This window comes from Cupriavidus sp. Agwp_2 (assembly GCF_040784895.1).
Lineage (GTDB): Bacteria > Pseudomonadota > Gammaproteobacteria > Burkholderiales > Burkholderiaceae > Cupriavidus.
This window is the reverse complement of record NZ_CP088083.1, coordinates 3,180,154-3,201,442: the sequence shown is the minus strand read 5'-3', so window position 1 is coordinate 3,201,442 and position 21,289 is coordinate 3,180,154. Positions and strand designations below refer to the sequence as shown.

Sequence of the window (21,289 nt, the reverse complement as noted above, 5' to 3'; positions counted from 1 at the left end):
TTCGGGTCACGCCTCAAGCTTGCCGGCTCGAGCAACGCCACCCGAATTCTCCCCCTGTGCCTTGCCTTGTACCGAAGAGGGCGTTGCAACCACGGACATATAGTCCCGCAAGACCACGGTGAAATCGACATCCTTGGAGTCGTATCGCTTGACTTTTTGGCGAACATATTCCGTGCCGCCCGTTCCTTGCCACGATGCTGCACGAAGGCCGACATTGCCAGCTGCGGAAAGACATGGGCGTCCTTCAATGCCGTGGACAAGCGCACGTAGAGCTGGATTTCGTCTTGACGCATGTACGGCGAGCGGCGCGCAAAGGCGAAACCCTTTGCGGAGCTGTCGTTGCCACTTGCCCTCAATATTTGAAGCGCAATCAGAAGAATTGCGACGATGAATGCCAGAACCAAAATTGTCTTCATGCGACCCCTGCGAGATTGTTCCTGTAGTTGTCATGCCAGCTCGTTTGCCGTCTAGCCTTCCTGACCATCAGGCTTCGACCTCAGGCTGACCCAGAAGCCCGTACCGTTCAATTGGTTCAGGACCAGGTCCGGATAGGTACGGATCATGTCCGAAAGATTGGCGTGGCCAGGCACCTTGGGCGAGAAGGCCGGATCCGTGCGTTTCATGTACTGACCTAAAGCGCCGAGTCCAACCCAGCCATCAGGCGTGTCGCCCGCAAGCAAAGTCACTGTCCCAGCACCCCCTCCCGCGCCTGCATCGTCCGCTTGGCAATGTTCAGCTGGTGGATCTGCGTGGTTCCCTCATACAAGCGGAACAACCGCACGTCGCGATAGAACCGCTCCGCCACGGTACGCGCCATATAGCCGCTCCCGCCAAAGATCTGCACCGCGCGATCCGCCACGCGTCCGCACATTTCAGAGGCGAACAGCTTGCACATCGATGCCTCCATGGTCACGTCCTCGCCGCAATCGCGGCGACGGGCGGTTTCCAGTACCAGCGCGCGCGCGGCGTGGATGTCGGTGTTGCTGTCGGCGATCATTTGCTGAACCAGCTGGTAATCGGCAATCGGCTTGCCGAACTGGCGCCGCTGGCTGGCGTAGCGCACCATCTCGTCCACCAGGCGGATGGCAGGGCCGATGCACAGGCCAGCCAGGTTGATGCGCTGCTTGTTGAGCGCCTTCATCGCCGTCTTGAAGCCGACGCCAGGCTGGCCGCCGACGATGGCGGTGGCCGGCACGCGGCATTCCTGCAGGTAGACGTCGCCCACCGGGGAACCGTGCTGGCCCATCTTGCGTTCCGGCTCGCCGGTGCTGATGCCGGGCGTGCCGCGTTCGATCAGGAAGGCACTGATGCCGTGCGCGCCGGGGGTATCGGAGTCGGTGCGGGCGAACACGGTGAACAGGTCGGCGATCGGTGCGTTGGTGATGAAGCATTTGCTGCCGTTCAGCACGTAATGGTCACCGTCGCGCCGGGCCGACGTCTGCAGCGCGGTAGCGTCGGATCCGGCCTCGGGCTCGGTCAGCGCGAAGCAGCCGGTCAGCTCGCCCGATGCAAGCCGTGGCAGGTAGCGCGTCTTCTGCGCTTCGGTGCCGTCAACGACCAGCGACTCGGAAGCGATACCGGTGTTGCCACCGAAGCGCGCTCGGAAGACGGTGGCGGCCTGCGAGACTTCGATGTTGACGAGCGTCAGTTCTTCGGACGTCAGCCCCGCGCCGCCGTAGGCTTCGGGGATGCTGTGTCCGAACAATCCGAGTTGTCGCATGGCGTCGACCACTGGTTCAGGGATGACGTCGTCGCGGTCGATGTCGGATTCGAGCGGGATGCAGGTGTCGAGGACGAACTGGCGGAGGTCGGCAAGCAGGGCTTGCATGCGGGCGGCGTCGCGGATCATGGGAGCGTCAGGTGGGTAGGTGTCTGGGAAGGAGCGGGATGTGTCTTGCGTTGTGGACGACAGGTGCGACAGGTGCTATTGGCCGGTGATGCCGGCGGTTTTCAGCACGCGGGTCCACTTCTGCGACTCGCTGTCCAGATAGCGGTCGAAGGCAGGTGCGGATTGCGGGGCCACGTCCATGCCTAGGTCGGCCAGGCGCCTGACCACGGCGGGATCGTTGGCGGCCTGCGCCGCGGCGTCGGCCAGCTTGCGCACGACGGCATCGGGCGTGGCGTGTGGCGCGACCAGTCCGAACCACGCGCCTACTTCATAGCCGGGCAGGCGCGCAACTTCGGCAACCGTCGGAACGTCTGGCAACGCTGCGGACCGTTTGGCGGAAGTCACGGCCAGTGCACGCAGCTTGCCGCTCTGGACCTGCTGGCGGGCGATTGCCGCAGTCAGCGCCATCATCGACACGCGCGCACCCAGCACGTCCGTCAGCGCCTCGGGCTGGCCCTTGTATGGCACATGGGTCAGCTTGACCTCGGTCATTTGCGCGAGCAGTTCGCCGGAGAGGTGGTTGGAGGTACCGACGCCGGCGCTGGCATAGGTCAGCACACCGGGCTGGCTGCGCGCGGCGTCAAGCAATTCGGGCAGGCTGCGCAGGCGCGACGCTGCCGGGACCACGATCACGTTGGGCACCACGCCAAAGCCGGCAACCGCGCGAAAGTCGCGTGCGCCTTTCCAGGCGGTCGCGCTGTTGAGCAGCGGCCCGACCACGTGGCTGGGACTGACGGCGAGCAGCGTATAGCCGTCCGGTGCGGCCTTGGCGGCGACGTCGGTGCCGATGGCGCCGCCCGCCCCGGTGCGGTTCTCGACGATGACAGGCTGGCGCAGCACCTGGGCCATGCGCTCGGCGGTGACGCGGGTGACGGTGTCGACCACGCCGCCGGCCGAGAACGGCACGATGATGCGAATAGGGTGGCCGGGGAACCTGTCGGCGCTGTCGGCGGCGCCAAGGGCCACGGCCGGCGCGAGCGCGGCGCAGCCGAACATGGCGGCCAGCAGGCGCCGGCGCGCTGTTTGAGTGGGTTGCATCTTGTCTCCTGGTCTGGGGGATGTCCCCGATAGTCCCGATAAGGCCGCGGTCTCGCCGGATCGCTTGGTGCCTCCTTGCTACAACTGCCGCGGCGTCGTCAACGCTACTGTCTCGTTCGATACCCGCTTGTCGTCATCGCTTGTCGTCACCGCTTGTCGTCACCTCAACGCGCGCACGCCAGCTCGATCTGCCTGACGCCTTCGCGCAACTTCTGCGCGACCGTGCGCGCAAGCATGTCGTCACGGTCGCGCGCGGCGGCGACGGTGCAATTCAGCGCGAACGGGTCTTCATGCAGCGACTGCCGGATCGGCACGGCAATCGCATGGATGTCCGTCCGCCATTCGCCGCGGCTCAGGCAATAGCCATGCGCCGCAAAGTGCGCCTGCTCCGCGGTCCACATCGGCTTCTCCCGCGCAAAGCGCTCGGCATCTTCCACGCGCAGCCGGTTCAGCACCGCGGCGCGTTCTTCCGCCCCGCACGCCAGCAGCACGGCGCGGCCGATCGACGTGGACAGCAAGGGCCGCGTACTGCCGATGTCGGGCTGGTACACGTTGCCCGGATCGACACGGCAGCTGTCCACGTACACCACCGTCAGCCGCTCGCGCATTCCCAGGTTCACCGTGCACCCGGTTTCGCGGGCGATGGCTTCCATATATGGCCGCGCGATCTGGCGGATGGCCAGCCCGGCAAGCATCGGATATGCCAGCGCCAGCACGCCCGCGCCGAGCCGGTACTTCTGGTTGCCCGGCACCCGGCTCAGGAAGCCAAGCAGGCTGAGCGTGTACGTCAGGCGTGACACCGTCGCCTTGGGCAGTCCGGTCCGCGCCACGATGTCCTGATTGCCCAGGACCGGGCTGCCCGGCGTGAACGCCCGCAGCACATCCAGTCCGCGTGCCAGGTTGGTGGCGAACTGGCGATCGGTAGAGAGTTCGTCGGCGCTGGCAAGGCCGGGCAGTGGTGGGCGTTCCATGTCTGGCGGCGGTCTGTTGGCATTCATGCTCGGATCCGTAAGGGGGGTGCGTCAATGTTGTAGCACGACGGTTCCGCACAGCGAAACCGTGCTTGCGCCTGGCGAGCGGGGCTGTCAGTTTGGATCGCAGCAACCTGCGCCCAACCCGAAACGAAGAGACAAATCCCATGCCGAACGCATCACCCGACCACGCCGCCCCGACGGCAACGCCTTGCAACCCCCACACCGATGCCGGCGCCGGCCCGCTGTCAGGCGTGCGCATCCTGGACATGGCCACCGTGGTGGCGGCACCGTTCTCGGCCACGCTGTGCGGCGACATGGGCGCCGAAGTCGTCAAGCTGGAACTGCCCGATGGCAGCGATCCGCTGCGCTCGCTTGAGCCCGTCACCGACGCGCACGCGCTGTACTGGAAAGTGACCAACCGCGGCAAGCGCGGCATCTCGCTGGACGTGCGCACACCGCGGGGCAAGGAGATCTTCCTGAAACTGCTGCCGCAGTTCGATGTACTGGTCGAGAACTTCCGCACCGGCACGCTGGCGCGCTGGGGGCTGGATATCGAGACCCTGCGCGCTGCCAATCCCGGCCTGGTGGTATTGCGGCTGACCGGCTTCGGCCAGACCGGACCGTATGCGCAGCGGCCCGGGTTTGCGCGGATCTTTGAAGCGATGAGCGGGTTCACCAACCTGGCAGGCTCGCCGGAGAGCGGGCCGATGCACATGAACTACCCGGTAGGCGACATGGTCGCTGGCTTGTTCGGCGCCTTTGCCATCGCCACCGCAGTGGCGGAGCGGCGCGCGCGGCCGGACCTGCCCGGCCGCGAGATCGACCTGGCGGCCACTGAAGCACTGTTCCGGCTGCTGGAGCCGCTGGCGGTGGAGTACGAGCAACTGGGCCGCGTGCGCCAGCGCGCGGGCAATCGAACTACCTATGCGGCACCGTCCAATATGTACCGGACCTCGGATGACGTCTGGGTCTCGGTGGTGGCCTCGTCCGATGCCACCTTCCGCCGCCTGGCAGAGGCGATGGCTGCGCCGCAGCTCGCGCGCGCGGCCGACTACGCCACCAACGCCGGCCGCGTGCGCAATCTCGACGCGCTCGACGCGCAGATCGCAGCCTGGTTTGCTGCCAGGCCGTACGCGGACGCGGCTTTGGCGCTTGAGGCTTGCCAGGTGCCGTTCAGCAAGGTGTTCAGCATCGCCGACATTGTCGAAGATCCGCAGATGCAGGCGCGCGAGGCGATCGTGCGCCTGCCGGACGCCGAACTTGGGTCAGTGCCGGCACCGTGCGTGGTGCCGCGGTTCTCCGGCTACGCACCGGCCGCGCCGCGCTGCGGTCCGGCCGTGGGCGAGCACAATGCGCTGGTCTATGGAACGTTGGGACTGGACGCAAACGAGTTGCGCGCACTGCGGGAAGCGGGCGTTATCTGAAACGCTTCGTATCTTGCTGGTGCGCAGTTCCGGTCAGCCGTCTTGCGCTGACCTTGGCAATTCAAGCAGCAGTGGCTGCGCCAACCGCAGTTCATCGCAATTGTTGCCGTCACCGCCACGGTCCACCACGGCAAAGAGCGACGGCTCCCCAAGCGCCAGCAGCATGTGGTGCCACACCCCGGTGCGATAGTTCACGCCTTGTCGCCCGTTGGTGATGAAGGCCCGCAATGACGACGGCTCCAGCGCGTCGCCGGGCGGCGCCACCACGACTACAAAAGGACGCTCCGACAGCGGGATGAACGCCTGGCTACCCCACGGATGGCGCTCCATCATCGAGATCTCCATCGGGAAGGTGTAGGGGCGCGCCTCGAACAGGTTGATCAGGGCACGGCCGCCGCCCAGTTCCACCGTGGCGAGGTCGTGATGGCGCGTGACCATGCCGCCGTTGATCGGGAATGCGGCGGGATCTCCGGCGGGGCGCGGTGCGATGACGTCGCCGAACGGCGCGAACGCATCCGCGCTGAGGGGCTCCGGGCGCAAACGTACCAACGCGGGCGGGTCGATCGAGGGCGGGCTTTGGGATGGCATGAGTCTCCTTGCGTGGCGGCTCTTCGGTACGGTATGTCGCGACTGGTCAGACCAGTTGAAGCATTGTGGCGAAAGACGTCTGCGTGCGCAAGGGCTGTGCCCTTCGCCCCGAATTTTTTGGCGTCGTCGTTGCCGAGCCAGGCATCACAGAAGCGTTTGCGGAATTTTCAATCAGCCAAAGGGATTTCCCCAACGCGTTCTTGCCTTGACAGCCATATCTCCGCTCCCTACCATTCCGCCATCACTGGTCAGACCGGTATGACTAGGTGGGAAGCCATCCCGGCCGACCAGCCCTGTGCCCCACGCCGACCCCAAAAAATCAAGGAGACCCTCAATGACCCCAACCGAAACCGCCCAGGCCGGGCCGGATGCGCTCGCCCTGCCGCAGGGCCACGCGCAGGCCCGCGAGGACGCGGTGTACCGCAAGGTGGCCTGGCGGCTGCTGCCGTTCCTGATGCTGTGCTACGTGGTCGCCTACCTGGACCGCGTCAATGTCGGCTTTGCCAAGCTCAACATGCTGGCCGACCTGCAGTTCAGCGAGGCCGTCTATGGCCTGGGCGCGGGGCTCTTCTTCATCGGCTACTTCTTCTTCGAGGTGCCGAGCAACCTGCTGATGCACCGCATCGGCGCCAAGGCCACCATCTCTCGCATCATGATCCTGTGGAGCCTGATCTCCGCCGCCATGATGTTCGTGCAGACCGCCACGCAGTTCTATGTGCTGCGCTTCCTGCTGGGCGCGGCGGAGGCAGGCTTTTATCCGGGCATGATCCTGTACCTGACGTACTGGTTCCCGTCGCACCGGCGCGCGCGCATGGTGGCGTTGTTCATGGCGGCGATCCCCATTTCCGGCATCTTCGGCGGGCCGTTGTCCGGTTGGGTCATGGAGGCCATGCACGGCGTCAACGGCCTGCGAGGGTGGCAGTGGATGTTCCTGATCGAAGCGGTGCCATCGATGCTGGTCGGCGTGGCGGTGCTCTGGTATCTCGACAACAACATCCAGTCGGCACGCTGGCTGACCGAGGACGAGAAGGCGCTGCTGGCGCGCAATATCGCCGCCGAGAACGCGCAGAAGTCCGCCCATATGTCGCTGCGCACCCTGGTGACTGACGCGCGCGTGCTGAAGATGACGCTGATCTGCTTCTGCACGGTGATGGGCCAGTACGGCCTGACTTTCTGGCTGCCGACGCTGATCAAGCAAACTGGCGTGAAGAGCGTGCTCGACGTGGGCCTGCTGACCGCGATTCCGTTCGGCGTCGCGGTGGTATCGATGATCCTGGTCAGCCGCAGTTCCGACCGCATGCGCGAGCGCCGCTGGCACCTGATCGTGCCGTTCTGCTGCGCCGCCACGGGTCTGGTGCTGAGCGCAGTGTTCAGCCACAACACCGCGCTGTCGCTGGCTGCACTGGCGCTGGCCGCGGGCGGCAGCCTGGCGACGTCGCCGCTGTTCTGGAGCCTGCCCACGTCGATCCTGTCCGGCGTGGGCGCTGCGGCGGGGATCGCGCTGATCAATTCCTTTGCCAACCTGGCCGGCTTTCTCAGCCCCTTCATGATCGGCCTGATCAAGGATGCGACGCAGAGCACCGACGCAGCCATGTTCGTGCTGGCCGGGGTGCTGCTTTGCGGGGCGCTGCTGACGTATTCCGTGCCGGCCAAGCTGGTGAACAAATAAAGGCCGCGGCCGCACGCGTGGCGAGCGGCGGACGGGGCAGGTTTGTCGGCTAGAATTCCCGGCAACCGCTCCCGCGCCGCCGATTTGCCACCACGTTACGTATGACCGGATCTTCCTCTTCCGTTGCCAACCAGGCCGTCAGCCTCATCCAGCAATGGGTGCGCGACGGCATCTTCCCGGTGGGCACGCTGCTGCCCGCGCAGCGGGAGCTGGCGGCAAAGGTCGGCATCAGCCGCGCATCGTTGCGCGAAGCCATTTCCACGCTGCAAGGGATGGGCGTGGTGATGGCGCGGCCGGGCAAGGGCGTGTACGTGACCGCCGTATCGCCCACTGCGGAAGCGCAGGCGACGCCGCCCTGGCGTTTCGCGGCCACGCATTCGCTGATTGACATCTATCAGCTGCGCTTTGCGCTGGAAGGCCTGACGGCTCGCCTTGCCGCGTTGGCCATCTCCACCGATGAAATCGAGGAACTGCGCCAGAACGCCGCCACCATGCAGCGCGCGATCGAAGCCGATGCGTACGACGAAGCGTCGCAACTCGATTACGAATTCCATACGCTGATCGTGACGGTATCCGGCAACCAGGTGATTCGCGAGATCCTGCGCGAAAGCGCCGAGGTAATGCGCGAGAGCCAGCGCCTGCCGTACTATCGGCGCGGCGCGCGCAACGCCACCTTCACCGAGCACAGCGCCATCATCGAAGCCCTCGCCGCGCGCCGGCCGGAACAGGCCCAGCGCGCCATGGAACGCCACATCATGCTGGCGGCCCGGCGCGCCGGCGTGCATTTCCCCACGGGCGACGAAAAAGACGATTGATGGCAGGTCGGCACCCTCATATTCTGGTGGCGCGACTCCGGCGTCTGAGGCAGTACCGGCTCAATCCAGCCGGATGTTGTACTCCTTGATCACATTCCCCCAGTAAGCCTGGTCGGCCTTCGCCACCGCTGCAAACGCGGCCGGGCGCGAAGTCCTGACGATCAAGCCGAGGTCGGCCATGCGTTGCCGGATATCGGCCGCAGCCATCACCGTCTCTACATCCGCGGAAATCTTCTCGACGATGGGTTGCGGCGTCCCGGCCGTGGTGAACAGGCCCAGCCAGGCCGGGCCGTCCAGCCCCTTGTAGCCGAGTTCCTGGAAGGTGGGCACGTCGGGCAGCATCGGCGCGCGCGCGTTGCCGGTCACGGCCAGCGGCTGCAGCTTGCCGCTGCGCGCGTGCTGGCGCACGGTCATCGGCGACAGCGTGCCCAGCGAGATCTGGCCGCCGATCAGGTCGGTGGCGATCGGTGCTTCGCCCTTGTACGGATCATTTTCCAGAAAATGCGGAAACCCGCAAACCCAATGCTGGCGCGGGTTTGCGGGCGATTGCGGGTCGTCTGAAAAATCCCCATCTGAAAATCATCAGAAAACTCTGAATAATCCCTCGGGGCGGCTTCGAGGCTGTCGACGGCGCTCTCGTGACGTCTGCCGGCCCTGTTGTAGCCGCGCGACAGAATCGGCCGGCATGCCGGGCAAGGGGGCGAACGCCCCGACGCGAATAGAGGCCCTAGGAGCGGTTTTTCCGGGCCGGGTGATTCCCTAGAGACAGGGGGCTTTCATGAGCCTGTAGCCCCGTCTCGCGGCTCGGCGCTCGCCGATTTCCGGGGAAGGCCGAGCAATGCCTGCTGAGTCCTGCGCGCGCTGCCGCGTTGATGGCTTTGGGCATCGAGCATCGAAAGAACTGACTTCGGCACCTGACCGGGAGCGATCGGATCGACCTCTCCCCTTCGCGGCCCAAACCGGCGATTGATCCATACCCGCATTGGTTTTTCGATCAAATAGTGGAGGAGGATCGCAGCGCCGACGGTCAGCACTAACAACAACAGCGCCTGCACGGGGCCAGGCATCGCGGCCAAGTCGGGCAAGTTCCTTCTGGCAAAAGTGAAGAGATACTGGGGAATCCGCTGCACAATGTAAATGCAGTAAGACACCTCGCCGAGAAAGACCAAGACTCCCACAGAAAGGACGCGTGTCAACACATCTTTCTCATATGAGAGAGAGAAAATCAGTCCAGCCGCTCCGGCGACGAACAGTGTGTCCAGGTTAAGTCCCACACCAACGGCGCAGACAATCAGGGACAGTACCGCCCCGAGAGCAAAGCCATGGTATTCAGGCAATGCCTGACGTAGACGGCATATCAGCACCCCCAGCAAGAATTCGGGAATCAATCGGGCAACGCCACCGCTGAGCGAAAGATGTTCCGCCGATGTTGCCTCCACCAGCGCCAGCACGGCTAGCGCAAACCCAGCAAGCAGCAAAATTCGGGATTTACTATGGCGAGGCGCCACCAGCAGAAATAGTGGAAACATGACATAGGCGAACCATTCCGCGCTAACAGACCAGCCTACGTCGTTCCATCCGGCCGGGCCAGCATACCGCCATGCGCTCACTAGGAACACCGCTACAACGAAGCTCGAAAGCGTGTAGTCAGGGCTTCCCAGAGCGTCAGTATGCAGAACCATGTCGCGGACAATCACGGCAGCCGCAAAAATCAGAAGGCAGGCGATATATGCCGGATAGATCCGAGCGATCCGCGCTACGATGAATTTTCTCCAATCCAAGTTTGGCGGCCCTGATGCCGGAGCATAGTTATAGGTGAGGATAAAGCCGCTGAGAATAAAAAAGCCATCCACTCCAAGATAGCCGTGATCAAAAAACGTACTGGTGAAGCCAATGTCAAAATATGGTTCATCCACGCCGTACATATGGAACCAGTGTCTGCATACCACCCAAAGGGCGAGAAGCAGTCGCAGACTTGTCAGTGCCTTGAACTGGCCCATTACTACCTTCTTAGTTTCAGGAGGATCACAGGCTCAACTTTGGAACTTCAGCGCAACTACATCTGTTCGGCTTACCACCAACTTGGCGTTGCACGAATGAACAGTGGATTTTCCAGCACTTTCAGCAGTTCAATAAAAACCAGCGGCGCAAGTCTTCGCGCGGCTCCGGCAGGTCGGCGGCGGCTTGCAATCGCTCCAGCGCGCGCAAGCATCGACCGCAAGTGCGCCCCCTGCGAATGCCGATGCGAATGAGCGGCGCCATTGCTTGCCAGTAGCGGCCCCGGCTCTCCCAGGAGACGCGAGCCAACAAAAATTTCACTTCACGCTCAACGTTGCCGTCGCGCGGCAGATCGTCAAATTCATCGGTGTCCATGTTCTTCTCCGGTAAAAGGCCCTGAGGGCCGGGGCCCCCAGGGAAAAGGCGCGGGAGTGCCGCCGCGCCCACCGTGAGTCATCACGTTACTACCAAGCGACGGCCGTAATCGTCTGCACGGAGCCGGCACGCAGACGTAGCCAGGTGATCGGCCAAATCATGCGCTGCGCGCTCGCGAACGTTTGGTACAACGAGCGCACGGGCGCGGCCGGTACTGGGGGCACACCCTCGTCGATGATGGGCGCCACGGCGGCAGGATCGGCTTCCTCGTGCAACGTCGCAAACGAGCTCGCTTCAAACTCGGGCGGATCGGTCGCCAGTGCGATGCTGTCGAGGTCGAGCAAGAACACGACGTCGTCGGGCACATGGCGCGAGCTAAGGTACGGGTAGGTCGCCAACATGCCGTTTGCCATTTCGGGGAATTGCGGCACGCCGGTCGCCGTGAGCAGCATGCCCAGGCTGACGGCGTTCCTTGTCGACATTACCCAGGCAGCACGCTCACCGAGGCCGTGGCCCAACAGCGCGCCGATGCGGCCCTTGAGGTCAGCCGTCACGGCGGCAGGCGTGGCGCCCGTGCTCGGGGCCGTGTCACCGGCGGCAATGCCGTTCGTGATGCCGGCCGGATTCAAACCCGCCACGGCGGCAGCGCTGCCGAAAAACGCGACGTCGATTGCCTTTGCCGTATCGTCGAGCATCGCCTGTTGGCAAAGCGTTTCGATGTTCGGCGCGGACATGCGCAGCAGCTCGTTCGTGTACGTCGAAATCACGGCCAGCGTGTAGCCCGTCAGCGTCGCCTGCCCGAGCGTGATCGCGCCGACGCGAATCGGGGCGCCTTCACGATGCCATGACCCTTGCAGGCCGAGCGCGCCCGCGACGTCGGGCTTGCGATAGGGAATCTTGACGGTCGCGCCGTTTTTCAGGTCGTAGTGCGCGAACGGCAATGCGACGGCGGCTGATTTCTCCGACAGGTCGCGCAAGAATCCGGCGTAGATTTCGCGCGTGAGCGCGCCGGCCCATGCGGCGTTGCCCGTCTCGGCGGGCGACTGCACGCCACGCACGATTGCGTCGACGAGCTCCAACACCTTCGCCTCGCCCTTGTACAGCTTGCCGGCAGCGGCCAGCGGCGAATCGTTGTCGATGTGGCCGCGTGCGATGGAGGCCAGCGCCTTGTACAGCGGCGTCGCGGCGCTGGCCTTACGTAACGAATGTTGCAGCGGCCCGTTTGGCTTCACGATGGGCGGGCGCGTGATGGTCGGCGCGGCGCGTTCCTGTAGCGCCCTCACTTCGACCATCAAGCGGTCGGCGTCATCGTCGCGGCCCTCGTCGAGAGCGGCTTGCAGTTGTGCGCGGCTGTCCGCGAGTTCTTTCAGGATCGATTTCATGGTGTCAGTCCATTCGAGGCATTTCCTCCGGTTTGTGCTGGCGCCCGAGACGGACGTGTCACGCGAGCCAGGAGCGGCAACGCGCCGCAGGTACTACAAACCCGCCGACAGGTAACGCCCATCGGCGGGCGGGTGTCTCTATTCGCCGACGTGCCGCCTCGCCTCTTCGACGAGATGCTTTGCAGCGACGTCGATTTGCCACGAGGCCAGGGCGGCCATGCTGTCGTGCTGTTTCGCCGTCGAGCGAATGGTGTCGTCGAGAGAGCGGCCGAGTCCGTCGAGCGTCTTTCCGATTTCGTCGGCGGTCTGTAGCAGCTTGTCGAGCTCGTCGCGCATGTCGGCCAACAGCGGGCCGTACGCGCGGGCGACGGCGTCGACGGCGACTGTCGTTGCGGCGTCGCTCGCGGCCTTGAGCGATTTCGGCGTATCGGCTTCGAGCTTGTCGAGCCGCTTTGTCAAATCGGCGACGGCCGCCCTCATGGCATTGACGGCTTGCATGGGGCCCGGCCCTGGCGCTTCGCGTTCGTGAAGTTGCGAGACTTGCTGCCACAGGTCGGACAGCTCGCGGCGCAGCGCTTCGTTTTCCGATTCCAAGGCATCGAGGCGCGACGGGTCAAGCGCGGCGGCATGGCCCAGGCCGCCCACATAGGTCGGTTGCCCATAGCTCATGATGCGGCCCCCTTGCCAGACGTTTGAAAGGCGAGCCGTGCAGCGGCGTAGCGCTTTTCGACTTCGCGAATCACGTCGGAGAAATTGGCCTCCGGGTTTGCCAGGGCGCAACGTCGCAGCCATGCGAGGCGCTGGTTGGCCCTCGCGACGTCGAGTGTTTGGCACAGCCGGCGAAACTCATCGGTCATCGCTTGCAGACGTTTGGCGCCAGCATCGGCCATGGCTTCGAGCTCAGTCGCCACGCCATCGGCGCGGGCTTGATCGACGGCACCGGACATGCGCGCGGAGCGCAGCAGTCTTGCCGATGCGGAGAGGCTCGGCTCTCTCTCGCCGTGGCAAATTTCGCCGCCCCGGCGCAAGTGCGCGGCCAACGATTGCCAGCATGCGAGCGACGCGGCGCCGTGGTCGACGTTCGTCCAAACCCGCGCTTCGTCCTCGGCCAAACTGGCGTCGATAGCATCGGCGGCGGCGACGTCGTCATTCGCTGCCAGCGCGCCGTAAAGCTCGTCGCAACGGCGCAGGCAGTCTCGCAGGGATTGTTGATTGGCCCGGTGTATCGCGGGCAAGTCGTGCCAGCTTTGCATGGCGTAACCCTCCACAGAAGGGGCCGGCGCGCGACAGGCGGCGGCGGTTTTTTGATCGGGGGTCAGCGCGGCGGCGTAGCGGGGCAAGCCGTGAGCGCATGAACCTCAGTGCGCCCTGGGCCGGCAGACCGTTGCCAGGGGGATTTCAAGGATTCGGGCCGGCAGCATCGGCGCCAGCCCTGGGGGGAATGTCATCGAGACAGCGTCGGCGCCCGATGACGGAAGCATAGGCCAATCTTAGGCCGCGTGCCGACCCAACTTGCGAAAGGCGGCCCGACTGACGCCGCCCTCGATATCCGCGTCGGCCTCGGGCGGCTTGCATGGCGCAGCGTATTGCCACGAAACGATAGCGCCGTGTTCCACGGTCGCGGAAATCAACACGCCGCCGCTCATGTGCTCGCAGTAGTCCGACAGGCGCCCTCCGGCCGGCATCAGGCGCGCGCGTTGCAGGGCCCGGATATAGCAGTCCCGGCACGGGATCGGCGCGGGCACGTCTCGAATCTCGTGCAGGCTCATGGCAACAAATCCTGTTCCGTCAGTCCGCCCGGCAACGCCACGACGGCGGCGCGCTGGCGCGTCTTGGCCGTGAGCGGCGGCGGCAAACTGTGGTCAGTCTCGCGCTGTTCGCGCCGCGATATCGGCGTCAGGCGTAGCGAGCGGGCGAGCGCCTCTTGCTGCCGCGCGAGCTTGCGCACCTCATCCCCGAGGCGCTCGCCGCTCTGCCCTTTCGCAACGTCGCGCGGCAGGGCCGGCAGGCGATCTTGCGCCCTGAGCAACGCATGCAGTCGGGCTTGCTGGCAGCAGAAAACCGCCAAGACTTCGCAATCGCAGGCGCTGAAATGCCCGGCGCCAGCGGCGGCCGTCACTTCGCGCCAGACTTGGGCGGCAGCGTGCGGCAACCATTCGGGCGGGGCCCATTCGAGCACGGCGGCGCTGGCCTCAGCGTTCCTAGCGTGTTTGCGTGACATGGCGGGCATGACGGCTCCGGGTGCGGTGCGGGTCAAGGGCGATGCCGAGCCGATCAAACCCGGTCGACATGGTTTCGAGAGTAGCCGAAAACATCACGTTATGAGAGGTTTTTGCCTGTGTGACTTCTCGCTTTCTGCGGAGCGGCGCACGGTCGACAAAAAATTGCGTACGCGGCGCATATCCCCCCCTGCCCATGACTGGCGCCGCGCCGTCGTCGTGCTTCACGCTCACGATTTCGGCGACGGCATGCCGAACAGACTCGCGACAATTTCCTCGGGCGTGCTCGGCTCGCGATGCTTGAGGCCGAGGCGGCGATTGCGCTCGGCGATCAAGCGGTCGAGCAAGCGCATCGATTCGTAGAGTCGCTCGGCGTCGCCTTGCGTCGCGTCTTGCCACTCGGCCAGGACAGAGCCCATTGCAATACCTCGCGATGCTTCGTCGTCGCACTGGTCGGGCGCGAGCAGTGCCGGCACTATGCCGCCAAACGATGACACGAATGCACCGACAGCGCTCACCACATGGCCGAGGGAAAATTGCACGTCGCCGCAAGTCTCGCCGAGCTCGGCCGTCAGTTCGTCGTCGTCGAGGTCGCCCAGGTTGTCGGGCAGCACGCGGCGCCCACGTTCGTCGATGGTGCTATGCATGGTGTCTCTCGGGTTTGAGCGCGGCATTCAGGCGCTTAGTGCTTTCGGCATCGAGCACGGTCACGAGGCGATATCGGTGCGTCCCGTGCTCGGCAAGGACAGTTTCCAGCGAGCGGCACCAGACATGCATGTCGAGCTCGCTGAGGTTGTCATTGACGACGACGGGCTCGCCTGGGTAGCCATCATCCGGCCCGAGCACGATGCGCAGCCCGCCAGTCGGCGAGCGCCCGACGAGCACGAGCGCGCCGTCGGGCAGGAATGGCAGGTTGTCAGGGCGGATCATTGTTTCTCTCCATCGGGCTTGTCTGCGACGTGCTGCGGCTGGAATAGCGGGCAACGGCATAACGCGTTGGTGCCTCTGAGCGCGGTGCGCTGCGCCTGGGCGTCGGCATGACTGCGCTGCGGCTCCATGCACAGCGGCAGGCCATCAGGACGGCGCCGGAAGTTCGCGCACGTCTCGCAGCAACGCACGAACGGATCGTCGGTCATGGCTTGTCGTCGAATAGGTCGCGTTGCTTCAAGGCACGCGCGATGCCGCGCGGTTTCCTGGGCGGCGGCTCGTCACGCAGCGCGCCATGCAAACGCGGATTCGATACGCCGCCATAGAGCGGCACCAAGTTGCGCGCTTTGAGTAGGCGCCACAGGTGCGCGCGGTGACGTTCGACCAGGGTATCGAGCGCCCGCCCGCGTGCGGCGTCGACTTCGGCCAGCGCCGCCGCGCGTTGATCGGCAGGCCAGCGTTCAAGATCGGCCATGCGGCAAATCCACTCGCGACCTTGCTTGAGGCGCACCGCGTCGAGGTCGTTCATTTCATCCCCTCGGCGCCCGTCACTTCGTCGCCGGCCTCGTCGGTACGCGCACGCGTAGGTGAGAAGGCTTGCAAAGGGGCGGCGCTGGCAAACCCGGCGCTTTCGCCGCGAGGCACGGCGTCAGGCAAACCCTTCTCTGCAAGCCGGTTTTCGACTGCGCCCGGCGAACCATCGACGCCGGCCTCTCGCGCGTGCGCGTGCGCGCGTGAGGTTTTGTCTTTAGGTTTACTATGTAGATAGGTTTCAAAATGCGAACCCATTGGGTTTCCGGTTTCTAACCCAGTGGGTTTTTCTTCGGGCCATTCGGCGAGGCCGTAGCCGAAACCCAGTGGGTTTGCTGGAACGGGTTCCATCCGAGCCATTTCCATAACCGACTGGGTTTGTGCCTTTGATCGACGCCCGCCCCCTTTACCGTTCTGCTGTGCGACTTTCCGGCGCTCTTGCAGCTTTGCGAGTTCGTGAGCGGCGCGCTTTTGAACCCATCCCTCGTCCGTCTCGATCCAATACTGAATCAGCACGGAATCGACGGCCTCGCGCTCGGCCTTCCTGGTGGCGCCGACCAACTTATACAAACCCAGTCGGTTTCGAGTTAGCGGCAATTCCGTGTCAAAAAAAAGATCGAGCAGCTTGCGGTAGGCGCCGTGCTGGGTGAAGTCCAATCCCTTCGTGTCGGCGTCGAAATCGCGGATAAAGAAGCGGTAGAAGTTCATCGCGCGGCCTCACCTTCAAAACCCATTGGGTTTTCTTTTGGTTTACGTGCCCCGTCCCTGAGCATGGCCCTCGCGCTGCCTCGTTTCAGGGTCACGAAGGCGGGGCGGTCGAGGTTGATCGCGACGAGGCGCGCAGGCCGGCCCTGCAGCAGCAACCAGACCAGAGCGCGCAGTCGGCGGTATGGCTCGTCGTCGGTAAAGACGAGCTCCAGGCCCAGGCCAAAGAGCGCCGACACGTCATCGCCAGCGCGCGGCCAATAGGTGCGGGGCACGTAAAGCGTCGGGAAACGTCGCGCGAGTGCCGGGCCCAGGCTGAGGGCAAGATAGGACGCGGGCGGATCGTTGCCACGCAGACGCGCGTTATGCGTGCTCTGTAGCCAAGCCGGAACCATGGCGGCACCCGTTACGCGGCGGTGCTTGCGGCGGTCTGTTGGGGCAGCGGGTATTTGCGGGGGCGGCCACGCGGGCGGCGTACCTGAGCGGCAGCGGTAGCAGCGGCGGCCTCTGTTGCAGCAGCCTGAGCGGCCTGGGCCTGGGCGCGCTGTTGCGTAGCGAGGCGTTCGCGCTCGGCGTCGTCGCTCAATTGGCGCAGCCACGATTTGAGGTCGTCGAGGGCAATCATCGGCATACCGCCGCTCGGCCGGATCACGCGCGGGCCTTTGCCGCTTCTCACGAGCTTGTCGAGCGTCGAGCGCGACATTCTGAGCATCGTGGCCGTTTCGCGAATGGTCAGCACCAGCGGCGGGCTTTCCATCATGACGGGCGACGCGAGTGCGGTGTTGCCCTGGGCTATCGTGTCGGCCTTGCGGGGCCGGCCGGGCTTGCGCTTGACGGGAATAGCGGCAACAGGGGTTTTCATATTGGCCCTCACGGTTAGTTATTGATGCGCGTGAAAACACTGTAGGCCGGACTTCTATCGCAATGCAAACCAGGTTGTATCGAGTCACTCGCAACAAACGACTGCCGAATAGGCCAAACGTGGCATAAAGCTATTTTTCGATTGGCGCGTGAAAGATTAATTCTGCAAATTTACAGAATTGCTCCGCAAACCCAATACCAGCGCGGCTTTCCGGGTTTTTAAGGGACGAGCAACCTATGAAGGCCGTCGGAATCGTTGGCGCGCTGTGGCCATGTTTGGCTTTCTATTGATATAGTTTGGCCGGATATTGAAATGCGCTCCCAATAATGCGGAAAAACTAAAAGTTGGCGAAAAGGCGAAAGGAAAAAATCTTTGCAAAAAAAGCCGGCTCGATGGCCGGCTCACTTATCGCTACCGTCGACGAGGGCTACGCGATCTTGATCCTGCCGAGCTGCTCGCGCGCGACGCGGTCGCTCAGGTGGCCGTAGTGCTTGTTGATCTGATCGAGGCTCGTGCCTGCCAAGCGAGCCACGAGCAGCACGCCGGCGCCCCCTTCGAGCAAGGCGCTGATTGCTGTGTGTCGCAGCACGTAAGCGCAGAACGTGTCAGGCAGTCCGGCAGCCTTGCCTGCGGCCTTTACGCGCGGGTTCCAGAAGTTGGCATCCTGCCAGCCTGAGCCGTCGGCACGCGCGAAGATCGGCGCGGCGGGCAACTTGCCTTTGCACTGCTCGCGAAAGAGCCTTACGGCATCGGGCGGCAGCACGACGGTACGCGGGCCGGTCTTGCTCCATCGCAAATTGCAGAGGCCGGCCGCCGCGTCGAAGTCGGCCACGGTCAGCCGGGCCAACTCGCCGGGGCGGAAAGCGCTCAGCAACAGGCCGCGCACGAATGGGCGGATTTCCTCGCCGGCAGCGGCCAGCAGGGCGCGACGCTGCTCGGGGCTCAGGAAGAGCGTGCGGCGGGCGTGCGTGTCCGCAAACGCGCCGAGGCTCCAGGCGTCCCGGCTGCCGACGTGCCCCTCGTCGTATGCATGATTGAGGGCGGCGCGGACATACGTGAGGTCGCGCGTCGCGGTCGCCCGAGCGCGGCGCTTCGCCTCGTCGAGCGGCTCGCCGTCCTTGGGCCGCACGACAAGCAAGCCGACGCGAAAGGCGGCCCAGGTCTTGCGGTCGAGCTCGGCGAGCGGCATGTCGGGCAGAGTCGCATGGGCGAGCACGCTACGGGCAAGGCTGCGCCGTGCGCGGTCGGCGGCGTCCTCGCTTCGGGTCGCGAGCTTCGCGACGTAGTTCGTGACGGCGTCGGATATCGTGAACGGCTTGCCGGAGAGGCCAGCGGCGACGGTATTGCCAAACTCGCGGGCGAGGTCGCAGGCGCGGGCATAACGCTTGTCGTCGGTCGCGTCGGTCAGCGTCCCGAGCGCCTTGTATTGCTGCTTGCCGGTGGCCTTGTCGCGAGCGCGCGCAGTCCAGGTCTGTACGCCATCGGGCAGCACGCGCACGCCGATAAACAGGCCCGGCGCGAGGCGGTCGTAGTAGGGTTCGCTGCGGCTCGCCAGGGCGGCGCGGCGGGCTTTGGTGTCGATCTGGCTCATGGCTTTTTTCCTTCGTCTGAAAAGAGTCTGAAAAAAGCATAGCCACGCACCAGAGCGCACGCAACGAGAACAAATCGCCGGAAACCCGCATAAATAAAGGCTTTCCGGGTAATTGATCGTCGCTTGTCATACGCTCAGATAATCGAAAACACCCCCTTCTGGCCTCTTGTACGGGACGTGCAGCAGCTCGGCCCCGGCCCCGGTTGTGAACACCTGCATATAGAGATGGGCGCCGGTGCCGATGCCATAAGTGCCGTAGGAAACCTTGTTCGGCTGCGCCTTGGCCAGGCTGATCACCTCGGGCAGCGTGCGAGGCATGGCGCTGTTGGCCGTCAGCACCAGGCTGGAGGTGCACAGCTGGCCGATGGCGGTCAGGTCGCGCAACGGATCGAACGGGGGCTTGGCCACCATGTACGGCGTCTGCACCAGGCTGGGCAGCGCCAGCAGCAGGGTGTAGCCGTCCGGCGCAGCCTTGGCCACCACGTCGGCGCCGATCATGCCGCCGACGCCCGGGCGGTTCTCGACGATCACGGGACGTTGCCACAGCTTGCTCAACGGATCGCCGAGCGCGCGTGCCAGCACGTCGGTGGCGCCCCCCGGGGGGTAGGGCACGACCAGCCGAACCGGCTTCGACGGATAGTTCGGCATGGCGGACTGGGCTGACTGGGCCCGGGCATGGCCAAGGCCAAGTGCCGAAGCCGTGGCGGCGATGGAGCCGGCACCCAGCCATTGCAGGGCTTTGCGTCGGTCAGCTTGCATGGTGTTTCCTCCTGGTTGTGACGTCCTGGTTGTCTTGTCGCGACTCGCGCGCATGGCAAACGGCAGCGTACGGGCCGCTGCCGGCGCGGCACATCGGCGCTATGGACGAGACAGTGGGACGGTATTTACCCCGAGGAGCAAACACTGATGACATCGCCGCAGTGAAATCTTTCAACTCGCGCGGCGAGAAATCTAAATTCCTTTTCAATACCCATTCTGTGACGATACCCGCAGGTGCACGATTGCACCTTTTTGTCTTTGGCGGAGGACGTCCTATGGCAACCGGCAAGCGCAACGGGCTGCACTCTCAGGCCCCGGCGCACGGCCCGGCGCAAGCGCTGCCTGCCCCTGCTGCGGCGCCGCAGCGACGCCGCAGATTCCTGGTTGCCGTGCTCGCCTGTGCCGGTATCGCGGCGGGTGCGGGCGGCAGCTGGTGGTACGCGCAGTCGCGCTCCGGCAAGGCACCCGGGGTGGTGGAAGGCGACGGCAAGAGCGGCCCGCCTGGCATGGTCCATGTACCCGGCGGCGAATTCCTGATGGGCAGCGACAGCAAGATGGCGCAGGCCAACGAGAAGCCGGCGCACAAGGTGCGCGTGCATGCCTTCTGGATGGACAAGCACCACGTCACCAATGCCGAGTTCCGCAGATTCATCGAGACCACGCGCTACGTCACCACGGCGGAGCGGGTGCCGGACTGGGAAACCCTGAGGGTACAGCTGCCTCCCGGTACGCCGCGGCCGCCCGACAGCGCGATGGTAGCCGGCGGCATGGTCTTTGTCGGCACGCCGCGTCCGGTGCCGCTGCAGGACTATTCGCGCTGGTGGCGCTACGTGCCTGGCGCCGACTGGCGTCATCCGGGCGGTCCCGGTACTTCGATCGAAGGCAAGGACAATCATCCGGTGGTACAGGTGTCGTACGAAGACGCTCAGGCCTACGCCAAATGGGTGGGCAAGCGCCTGCCCACCGAGGCGGAATGGGAATTTGCCGCGCGTGGCGGGCTGGAGCAGGCCACCTACGCATGGGGCGACCAGTTCGCGCCCGCCGGCAAGCAGATGGCCAACGTCTGGCAGGGCCAGCAGAACCAGCCGTTCCCTGTAGTAAGCCAGGTGGTCAGCCCGAAGGCTGGCGGCGCGCTGGGCACCAGCCCGGTCGGCACGTTCCCACCCAACGGCTACGGGCTGTCCGACATGACCGGCAATGCCTGGCAATGGGTCGCCGACTGGTACCGCGCCGACCAGTTCCGGCGCGAAGCCGGCAAGGCGCAGCCGATCGAGAACCCGGTCGGCCCCCTGGCCTCGTGGGATCCCAGCGAGCCTGGCGTACCTGTCAACGCCCCCAAGCGCGTGACGCGCGGGGGATCGTTTCTCTGCAACGAAGACTTCTGTTTGAGCTACCGCCCCAGCGCCCGGCGCGGGACGGATCCCTTCAACAGCATGTCGCACCTTGGCTTCCGGCTGGTGATGGACGACAGCCGCTGGACCGAGATGCGCCGCGAGACGCCGGTGGCGATGGGCGGACAGCCGCAGACGGCGGCACGCTGATGC

Annotated in this window: 27 protein-coding genes; 4 read left to right on the top strand and 23 right to left on the bottom strand. The window is 64.9% G+C overall.

Annotated elements, in window-relative coordinates; genetic code table 11:
• Nucleotides 1-6: 6 nt before the first annotated feature.
• The 5 genes from LPA45_RS14985 to LPA45_RS14965 form a co-directional block, all read right to left on the bottom strand.
• Nucleotides 7-450: a hypothetical protein gene (locus tag LPA45_RS14985; protein ID WP_317920859.1), complete on the bottom strand. Its 444-nt coding sequence runs from the start codon at nucleotides 448-450 to the stop codon at nucleotides 7-9.
• A 17-nt stretch (nucleotides 451-467) separates the two neighbouring features.
• Complete coding sequence (locus LPA45_RS14980; protein WP_233527985.1) at nucleotides 468-623, bottom strand: hypothetical protein; 156 nt, start codon at nucleotides 621-623, stop codon at nucleotides 468-470.
• A 59-nt stretch (nucleotides 624-682) separates the two neighbouring features.
• A complete protein-coding gene (locus LPA45_RS14975; protein WP_317920856.1) occupies nucleotides 683-1,849 on the bottom strand; it encodes an acyl-CoA dehydrogenase family protein in 1,167 nt (388 codons plus the stop codon).
• A 75-nt stretch (nucleotides 1,850-1,924) separates the two neighbouring features.
• Complete coding sequence (locus tag LPA45_RS14970; protein ID WP_317920854.1) at nucleotides 1,925-2,926, bottom strand: tripartite tricarboxylate transporter substrate binding protein; 1,002 nt, start codon at nucleotides 2,924-2,926, stop codon at nucleotides 1,925-1,927.
• A gap of 164 nt (nucleotides 2,927-3,090) precedes the next feature.
• A complete protein-coding gene (locus LPA45_RS14965; RefSeq protein WP_199414527.1) occupies nucleotides 3,091-3,924 on the bottom strand; it encodes an IclR family transcriptional regulator in 834 nt (277 codons plus the stop codon).
• Nucleotides 3,925-4,166: 242 nt separating this feature from the next.
• On the opposite strand from LPA45_RS14965, the gene LPA45_RS14960 reads away from it, so the two are divergent.
• The gene (locus LPA45_RS14960; protein WP_233527991.1) at nucleotides 4,167-5,324 is read left to right on the top strand and encodes a CaiB/BaiF CoA-transferase family protein; all 1,158 of its coding nucleotides are present in this window, start codon (nucleotides 4,167-4,169) and stop codon (nucleotides 5,322-5,324) included.
• A 33-nt stretch (nucleotides 5,325-5,357) separates the two neighbouring features.
• Here LPA45_RS14960 and LPA45_RS14955 read toward each other — a convergent pair whose 3' ends face one another.
• Nucleotides 5,358-5,912 carry an ureidoglycolate lyase gene (locus LPA45_RS14955; protein WP_317920852.1) on the bottom strand — a complete coding sequence of 185 codons (555 nt, stop codon included), beginning with the start codon at nucleotides 5,910-5,912 and terminating at the stop codon, nucleotides 5,358-5,360.
• 334 nt (nucleotides 5,913-6,246) lie between these two features.
• Between LPA45_RS14955 and LPA45_RS14950 the strand changes: the two genes are divergently transcribed.
• The gene (locus LPA45_RS14950; RefSeq protein WP_116318175.1) at nucleotides 6,247-7,581 is read left to right on the top strand and encodes an MFS transporter; all 1,335 of its coding nucleotides are present in this window, start codon (nucleotides 6,247-6,249) and stop codon (nucleotides 7,579-7,581) included.
• 101 nt (nucleotides 7,582-7,682) lie between these two features.
• Nucleotides 7,683-8,396, top strand: a complete 714-nt coding sequence (locus LPA45_RS14945) for a FadR/GntR family transcriptional regulator (protein ID WP_116318174.1) — start codon at nucleotides 7,683-7,685, stop codon at nucleotides 8,394-8,396.
• Nucleotides 8,397-8,456: 60 nt separating this feature from the next.
• Here the strand turns inward: LPA45_RS14945 and LPA45_RS14940 are convergent, their stop codons facing one another.
• The 17 genes from LPA45_RS14940 to LPA45_RS14860 all read right to left on the bottom strand — a co-directional run bounded on the left by LPA45_RS14940 (nucleotide 8,457) and on the right by LPA45_RS14860 (nucleotide 19,745).
• Nucleotides 8,457-8,828 (bottom strand): Bug family tripartite tricarboxylate transporter substrate binding protein, encoded by a 372-nt coding sequence (locus tag LPA45_RS14940; protein WP_367395024.1) that lies wholly within the window; start codon nucleotides 8,826-8,828, stop codon nucleotides 8,457-8,459.
• Between the two features lie 344 nt (nucleotides 8,829-9,172).
• On the bottom strand, nucleotides 9,173-10,396 hold the full coding sequence (locus tag LPA45_RS14935; protein ID WP_317920984.1) for an acyltransferase: 1,224 nt from the start codon (nucleotides 10,394-10,396) through the stop codon (nucleotides 9,173-9,175).
• A 121-nt stretch (nucleotides 10,397-10,517) separates the two neighbouring features.
• Nucleotides 10,518-10,769: a hypothetical protein gene (locus tag LPA45_RS14930; protein WP_317920983.1), complete on the bottom strand. Its 252-nt coding sequence runs from the start codon at nucleotides 10,767-10,769 to the stop codon at nucleotides 10,518-10,520.
• An 89-nt stretch (nucleotides 10,770-10,858) separates the two neighbouring features.
• Entirely contained in the window at nucleotides 10,859-12,151 is a 1,293-nt protein-coding gene (locus LPA45_RS14925; protein ID WP_317920982.1) for a phage major capsid protein, read from the bottom strand.
• Between the two features lie 138 nt (nucleotides 12,152-12,289).
• Nucleotides 12,290-12,820 (bottom strand): hypothetical protein, encoded by a 531-nt coding sequence (locus LPA45_RS14920; RefSeq protein WP_317920981.1) that lies wholly within the window; start codon nucleotides 12,818-12,820, stop codon nucleotides 12,290-12,292.
• Nucleotides 12,817-13,491, bottom strand: coding sequence for a hypothetical protein (locus tag LPA45_RS14915; protein WP_367394621.1), 675 nt, complete (start codon nucleotides 13,489-13,491; stop codon nucleotides 12,817-12,819). Before LPA45_RS14915 ends, LPA45_RS14920 begins: the two co-directional genes overlap by 4 nt.
• Nucleotides 13,492-13,641: 150 nt before the next feature.
• A complete protein-coding gene (locus LPA45_RS14910) occupies nucleotides 13,642-13,920 on the bottom strand; it encodes a hypothetical protein (RefSeq protein ID WP_317920977.1) in 279 nt (92 codons plus the stop codon).
• Entirely contained in the window at nucleotides 13,917-14,381 is a 465-nt protein-coding gene (locus tag LPA45_RS14905) for a hypothetical protein (RefSeq protein WP_317920975.1), read from the bottom strand. Before LPA45_RS14905 ends, LPA45_RS14910 begins: the two co-directional genes overlap by 4 nt.
• Nucleotides 14,382-14,600: 219 nt before the next feature.
• Nucleotides 14,601-15,017, bottom strand: coding sequence for a hypothetical protein (locus tag LPA45_RS14900; protein ID WP_317920973.1), 417 nt, complete (start codon nucleotides 15,015-15,017; stop codon nucleotides 14,601-14,603).
• A complete protein-coding gene (locus tag LPA45_RS14895) occupies nucleotides 15,010-15,300 on the bottom strand; it encodes a hypothetical protein (RefSeq protein ID WP_317920972.1) in 291 nt (96 codons plus the stop codon). The genes LPA45_RS14900 and LPA45_RS14895 overlap by 8 nt, the downstream gene beginning before the upstream one ends.
• Nucleotides 15,297-15,506, bottom strand: a complete 210-nt coding sequence (locus LPA45_RS14890; RefSeq protein WP_317920970.1) for a hypothetical protein — start codon at nucleotides 15,504-15,506, stop codon at nucleotides 15,297-15,299. Before LPA45_RS14890 ends, LPA45_RS14895 begins: the two co-directional genes overlap by 4 nt.
• Entirely contained in the window at nucleotides 15,503-15,826 is a 324-nt protein-coding gene (locus tag LPA45_RS14885) for a hypothetical protein (protein WP_317920968.1), read from the bottom strand. Before LPA45_RS14885 ends, LPA45_RS14890 begins: the two co-directional genes overlap by 4 nt.
• Nucleotides 15,823-16,536 (bottom strand): YdaU family protein, encoded by a 714-nt coding sequence (locus tag LPA45_RS14880; RefSeq protein ID WP_317920966.1) that lies wholly within the window; start codon nucleotides 16,534-16,536, stop codon nucleotides 15,823-15,825. The genes LPA45_RS14885 and LPA45_RS14880 overlap by 4 nt, the downstream gene beginning before the upstream one ends.
• Complete coding sequence (locus LPA45_RS14875; RefSeq protein WP_317920964.1) at nucleotides 16,533-16,928, bottom strand: hypothetical protein; 396 nt, start codon at nucleotides 16,926-16,928, stop codon at nucleotides 16,533-16,535. Before LPA45_RS14875 ends, LPA45_RS14880 begins: the two co-directional genes overlap by 4 nt.
• Before the next feature lie 11 nt (nucleotides 16,929-16,939).
• Nucleotides 16,940-17,395: an AlpA family transcriptional regulator gene (locus tag LPA45_RS14870; protein ID WP_317920963.1), complete on the bottom strand. Its 456-nt coding sequence runs from the start codon at nucleotides 17,393-17,395 to the stop codon at nucleotides 16,940-16,942.
• A 427-nt stretch (nucleotides 17,396-17,822) separates the two neighbouring features.
• The gene (locus LPA45_RS14865; RefSeq protein WP_317920962.1) at nucleotides 17,823-18,986 is read right to left on the bottom strand and encodes a tyrosine-type recombinase/integrase; all 1,164 of its coding nucleotides are present in this window, start codon (nucleotides 18,984-18,986) and stop codon (nucleotides 17,823-17,825) included.
• 126 nt (nucleotides 18,987-19,112) lie between these two features.
• Entirely contained in the window at nucleotides 19,113-19,745 is a 633-nt protein-coding gene (locus LPA45_RS14860) for a Bug family tripartite tricarboxylate transporter substrate binding protein (protein ID WP_367394620.1), read from the bottom strand.
• Between the two features lie 275 nt (nucleotides 19,746-20,020).
• Here LPA45_RS14860 and LPA45_RS14855 point away from each other — a divergent pair, with 275 nt between their 5' ends.
• The gene (locus tag LPA45_RS14855; RefSeq protein WP_317920849.1) at nucleotides 20,021-21,286 is read left to right on the top strand and encodes a formylglycine-generating enzyme family protein; all 1,266 of its coding nucleotides are present in this window, start codon (nucleotides 20,021-20,023) and stop codon (nucleotides 21,284-21,286) included.
• Nucleotides 21,287-21,289: the final 3 nt, after the last annotated feature.

Bases quoted from the DNA above. Each gene is read 5' to 3' on its own strand.
- LPA45_RS14925 (WP_317920982.1), bottom strand. From the start codon at position 12,151: ATGAAATCGATCCTGAAAGAACTCGCGGACAGCCGCGCACAACTGCAA.
- LPA45_RS14885 (WP_317920968.1), bottom strand. From the start codon at position 15,826: ATGAACGACCTCGACGCGGTGCGCCTCAAGCAAGGTCGCGAGTGGATT.
- LPA45_RS14860 (WP_367394620.1), bottom strand. From the start codon at position 19,745: ATGCAAGCTGACCGACGCAAAGCCCTGCAATGGCTGGGTGCCGGCTCC.
- LPA45_RS14955 (WP_317920852.1), bottom strand. From the start codon at position 5,912: ATGCCATCCCAAAGCCCGCCCTCGATCGACCCGCCCGCGTTGGTACGT.
- LPA45_RS14905 (WP_317920975.1), bottom strand. From the start codon at position 14,381: ATGCCCGCCATGTCACGCAAACACGCTAGGAACGCTGAGGCCAGCGCC.
- LPA45_RS14970 (WP_317920854.1), bottom strand. From the start codon at position 2,926: ATGCAACCCACTCAAACAGCGCGCCGGCGCCTGCTGGCCGCCATGTTC.
- LPA45_RS14930 (WP_317920983.1), bottom strand. From the start codon at position 10,769: ATGGACACCGATGAATTTGACGATCTGCCGCGCGACGGCAACGTTGAG.
- LPA45_RS14985 (WP_317920859.1), bottom strand. From the start codon at position 450: ATGACAACTACAGGAACAATCTCGCAGGGGTCGCATGAAGACAATTTT.
- LPA45_RS14980 (WP_233527985.1), bottom strand. From the start codon at position 623: ATGAAACGCACGGATCCGGCCTTCTCGCCCAAGGTGCCTGGCCACGCC.
- LPA45_RS14895 (WP_317920972.1), bottom strand. From the start codon at position 15,300: ATGATCCGCCCTGACAACCTGCCATTCCTGCCCGACGGCGCGCTCGTG.
- LPA45_RS14870 (WP_317920963.1), bottom strand. From the start codon at position 17,395: ATGAAAACCCCTGTTGCCGCTATTCCCGTCAAGCGCAAGCCCGGCCGG.
- LPA45_RS14880 (WP_317920966.1), bottom strand. From the start codon at position 16,536: ATGAACTTCTACCGCTTCTTTATCCGCGATTTCGACGCCGACACGAAG.
- LPA45_RS14910 (WP_317920977.1), bottom strand. From the start codon at position 13,920: ATGAGCCTGCACGAGATTCGAGACGTGCCCGCGCCGATCCCGTGCCGG.
- LPA45_RS14945 (WP_116318174.1), top strand. From the start codon at position 7,683: ATGACCGGATCTTCCTCTTCCGTTGCCAACCAGGCCGTCAGCCTCATC.
- LPA45_RS14900 (WP_317920973.1), bottom strand. From the start codon at position 15,017: ATGCATAGCACCATCGACGAACGTGGGCGCCGCGTGCTGCCCGACAAC.
- LPA45_RS14865 (WP_317920962.1), bottom strand. From the start codon at position 18,986: ATGAGCCAGATCGACACCAAAGCCCGCCGCGCCGCCCTGGCGAGCCGC.
- LPA45_RS14890 (WP_317920970.1), bottom strand. From the start codon at position 15,506: ATGACCGACGATCCGTTCGTGCGTTGCTGCGAGACGTGCGCGAACTTC.
- LPA45_RS14965 (WP_199414527.1), bottom strand. From the start codon at position 3,924: ATGAATGCCAACAGACCGCCGCCAGACATGGAACGCCCACCACTGCCC.
- LPA45_RS14855 (WP_317920849.1), top strand. From the start codon at position 20,021: ATGGCAACCGGCAAGCGCAACGGGCTGCACTCTCAGGCCCCGGCGCAC.
- LPA45_RS14935 (WP_317920984.1), bottom strand. From the start codon at position 10,396: ATGGGCCAGTTCAAGGCACTGACAAGTCTGCGACTGCTTCTCGCCCTT.
- LPA45_RS14975 (WP_317920856.1), bottom strand. From the start codon at position 1,849: ATGATCCGCGACGCCGCCCGCATGCAAGCCCTGCTTGCCGACCTCCGC.
- LPA45_RS14920 (WP_317920981.1), bottom strand. From the start codon at position 12,820: ATGAGCTATGGGCAACCGACCTATGTGGGCGGCCTGGGCCATGCCGCC.
- LPA45_RS14950 (WP_116318175.1), top strand. From the start codon at position 6,247: ATGACCCCAACCGAAACCGCCCAGGCCGGGCCGGATGCGCTCGCCCTG.
- LPA45_RS14960 (WP_233527991.1), top strand. From the start codon at position 4,167: ATGGCCACCGTGGTGGCGGCACCGTTCTCGGCCACGCTGTGCGGCGAC.
- LPA45_RS14875 (WP_317920964.1), bottom strand. From the start codon at position 16,928: ATGGTTCCGGCTTGGCTACAGAGCACGCATAACGCGCGTCTGCGTGGC.